Annotated in this window: 5 protein-coding genes; 4 read left to right on the top strand and 1 reads right to left on the bottom strand. The window is 35.5% G+C overall.

Annotated features, from left to right (window positions below; translation table 11 throughout):
• Window positions 1–922 precede the first annotated feature (922 nt).
• The gene (locus tag H7R58_RS25185) at window positions 923–1072 is read left to right on the top strand and encodes a hypothetical protein (protein ID WP_162556323.1); all 150 of its coding nucleotides are present in this window, start codon (window positions 923–925) and stop codon (window positions 1070–1072) included.
• 31 nt (window positions 1073–1103) lie between these two features.
• On the opposite strand, the gene mobQ is transcribed toward H7R58_RS25185, so the two are convergent.
• Window positions 1104–2264: a MobQ family relaxase gene (mobQ, locus tag H7R58_RS25180; protein ID WP_109233451.1), complete on the bottom strand. Its 1161-nt coding sequence runs from the start codon at window positions 2262–2264 to the stop codon at window positions 1104–1106.
• Window positions 2265–2493: 229 nt separating this feature from the next.
• Here mobQ and H7R58_RS25175 point away from each other — a divergent pair, with 229 nt between their 5' ends.
• The 3 genes from H7R58_RS25175 to H7R58_RS25165 are packed head-to-tail and all read left to right on the top strand — an operon-like array spanning window position 2494 to window position 3384.
• The gene (locus H7R58_RS25175) at window positions 2494–2823 is read left to right on the top strand and encodes a hypothetical protein (RefSeq protein WP_109233450.1); all 330 of its coding nucleotides are present in this window, start codon (window positions 2494–2496) and stop codon (window positions 2821–2823) included.
• 1 nt (window position 2824) lies between these two features.
• Window positions 2825–3109 (top strand): hypothetical protein, encoded by a 285-nt coding sequence (locus H7R58_RS25170; protein ID WP_109187434.1) that lies wholly within the window; start codon window positions 2825–2827, stop codon window positions 3107–3109.
• A gap of 5 nt (window positions 3110–3114) precedes the next feature.
• On the top strand, window positions 3115–3384 hold the full coding sequence (locus tag H7R58_RS25165) for a conjugal transfer protein TraD (protein WP_109233449.1): 270 nt from the start codon (window positions 3115–3117) through the stop codon (window positions 3382–3384).
• Window positions 3385–3484: the final 100 nt, after the last annotated feature.

Raw genomic sequence — 3484 nt, 5'->3', positions numbered from 1 at the left:
GTCTTGGGTCGGTTTGTTGGTGCCAGGGTGTCCCTCAGCTCCGATATTGAAGCCCGGAACGGGAAAAGGGGAGAGGTTTTGTCGAGGTTTTGTGGATCAAATTTTTTGAACAACTCTTGACAGAACAAGGAGATCGGTTATAACAGATCCAGATACAACAAAACCGACTTTCGTCGGTTTTGAGGGACAAGAAAAGTTTGGCGACTTTTCGAGTCTTGTAATCAAGTGTTGAGACCACTGGATTACGAACTGTAAGTAGAAACTTAACCTACAATTCGCAAAAAGTCAAATACCCTTCGATTGCAACACCCCAAAAAAAGCCATCCTTTTCAAGTCCTTAAGCAACCAAACTTGCATATTGTGTCGTGCCTCGATCTGTGGAATGCAATGTGATTGTCCGGGTCGTGTTGGTTGTAGGCAAAGACGGGGAATGCTACGAATTGCCGAACTTGGAACGAGTTCCTAAGTTGTCCGGGTTATCAATCAGGTAGGCTATGAGAAAGCCCAGCCAGAACCGCTTAGATAGGGTTTAAAATGGGGTTAGATTGAAGCAAATGGATTATATGGAGCGACCAGGAAAGTGTAGCAGGGAGCCATATAGACGAAAGTTTATATATCTCTAAGTCCTGGCTCTTGGGTGAAGCCAAAAATAATGCTCACATACCAGGATCGTCTCTCAGATTTTTTTTGAGTTTAGCAGTCTAAATGGCTGAATTTACTCGAAAAATCTGGGAGGCGGAACCTTGGGTGAAGCCCAGCGAAGCTGGGGTTCTCACAAGGTGAGCATTACGCGAAGCACAGAAAAACAATACTGATCTTTTATATTGTGCGAAGCATTAAAATAATATAGAAAAACAGTACTAGAGAATAAAAAAAAATAGTTCGAAGAAAAAATTGGCGATTTGGAATATTTGGTGAAATTATGAAAAAAAAGAAATTGCAGAAGAAAAAAAGAAGAAATAAAAATAAGCATAGTAAATTTTTTAAAATGCTTATTAAGTCAGTAGAGGAAGCCGTGAAAATTCACAAAGGAGAATTAGAGCCAGCCAGGGTAACAACTTTGAAAATGTAGTATAGTATATTGTAGTATATAGTAATATATACTATCTTTTTAATTTCCTGGTGCTGGTATTTTGCTGGATTGGCTTAGAACTATTTTTTAATTTCTGATCCTCTTCTTTAAGCCTCAACCTTTCTGATTCTTCTTTTTCTTTTTTCTCACGAACCTGTTTTTTAATTTTATCATTGTTTTTCTGATCCCAATTTTCAGCCTCTTTTTTCAATATGTGATTTCCTAAGTCGTCAATTTCATAACTACTGACAAATTTTTCAGGAGTTTCTTTTTTTGTTTTATGCTTGAAGAAATCAGCGATTTTCGAATTTAATTTCTTTTTAGCAGTTTCGAATATAGATTTTATTTTTTGAGCAATAGGAGTTTTTTGTATATTCATTGATTGTTCTGGCTCTATTGGCTTGGTCATTTTATGATATGTTAATGCTGCCTTTTTATATAAAAGTCTCTTTTCTTCTTGCTCCATTTTTCTTAATTTCTGCCCCTCTTTCCAATTGTTCCTATGAATCCGGGTCATTGGCGTTCTGTCCAAACGGATAGATTGAGCAATCCATACAGCTTTTGCTTGAGGAGTTTTAGCAAAAACAGCCTTTCTTTCTGCCACTTCTTTTTGTTCTTCCAGGGTTCGGCAATCAATACGGGATTTATGACCATATTTTTTTAATGCCTCATTGGTAATAACTTCCCAATTTTGCCTCCAGGCTTCTAAACATTTCTTATCATTCCATTCTCTGTTTTTTGTTAAAAATCCCTCTGGTCCTACATTTTTCATTGTTAACATTACATGGGCATGAGGATTTTTACTATTGAGATCGTGAAATGCAATATCGGCAATCATTCCCTCATTTACGAAATTCTCTTGGCAATACCTTATAAGGAGATCTTTTTTTTGCTTGTCGTCCAGCTCCACCGGCAGAGCAACATCAAAGTACCTGGCTGTCTGTCCGTTCTTCTGTCGTTCTGTCCTCTCTACCTCATTCCAAAGGGCCTCAGAGGACTCTGTGAGCCAACCAGGAGCCTCTGGAGGTGCCAGGATTAACGAACCGTCAAAGCCTTCTTTTTTGCTGTAATTCCACACGGCACCCGTTCTATTATCGGTAAATTTATTTCTATTCTGATATGCAGCTAAATAGACGGAAGATTTACCCTCTGACCTTTTGCACAATTTAAAACTTAAATGATATATAGCCATAGGCTACCCCCTTACTTTTTTTATCTTTTGAATTTTGGGTTTTAGCCCCGCAGGGCCCACACACTCGGAACGAGTGTATAAGTGGGCATTATCTAATTTTCGCCACGGCTCAAAAAGATAATGAACTAATAAAACGGCTTCGCCCAATATATATAAATATATTAAATTATATTTGACTAAAGTAAATAACGGAGGTATTAAATAATAAAATAAATATAGGAGGTTTAATATGCCGAGATTAGAACAAAAAGAATATTTAGAATTGTTTGATAAAATATTTAAAGAGCATAGTTATATGTACGAAGAAAATAGATGTCATTACGATAGATTTATTTATGATGTTTTTAATTTTATCGGGGATAATTTAGAAGAGGAAATAACAAAAGAACTTGAAATATATAAAGGATCTGAGGATTACGATTACTATTATGATAGTTTTTATACTGTGCTTTTTCAAAGTGAAATGGCAATGGTAGAACCAATTCTAAAAGACTATCTAAAAAATAAAATTTTTTCTGTGGAAAATGGATATTTAAATTTTGACTGTGTGGAGGGTTAATATGAATTATCAACATAAGAATTTATTAAGCGACGAGGAAAAAGCTTTTTATCAAAAATATTTTGAAAAAGCACTTGAAGATTTATTAGAAAAAAAGAATAAAGAAATTAAAGAGGAGTTTGAAAAAATAACTAATGATTTAATTCTTGAGGAAGTTGATAGGTTTATAAATATCCACGGTGCAAGTATAACAAACAGGCATAACTTTTTTAAACGCGATTATTTCGCTTCAAGAGAAATATTTGAGAATGTGTTTAATGATCGTATAAATAAAAACAGGTGGTAAATAATATGAGTAAATCAACAGAACAACAAATCGCAGAATTACAAAATAGACTACAAGCATTAAGAACAAAAAAAGCAAGGCAGGATAAAAGAGAAGAAACCAGACAAAAAATAATATTGGGTGCAGAGGTTGCAAAAGTTTTAAATAGTAAACCAGAAGAAGTTAATAAAGCTCTGTTATTAGGTTTGCTCAGTAAAATCAATGATTTAGACGACGAGGAAAAATCAGAATTTACCAGGCTTGGAATGGACATATTGCAGCAATGGAAATCGTAAACCGTGAACAGTGAAGAACCAGCCATCGGCTGGTTTTTTACTGTGAAGGGTTGCCAGGCTTGCCTGGAGGCTTTAAAAAGCTCTCAGAGGGCCTCTGGTG

The organism is Klebsiella sp. WP4-W18-ESBL-05, from assembly GCF_014169075.1.
Classification (GTDB): Bacteria; Pseudomonadota; Gammaproteobacteria; order Enterobacterales; family Enterobacteriaceae; genus Kluyvera; species Kluyvera ascorbata_B.
The sequence above is the reverse complement of the archived record's forward strand: the minus strand, read 5'-3'. Positions and strand labels throughout refer to the sequence as shown.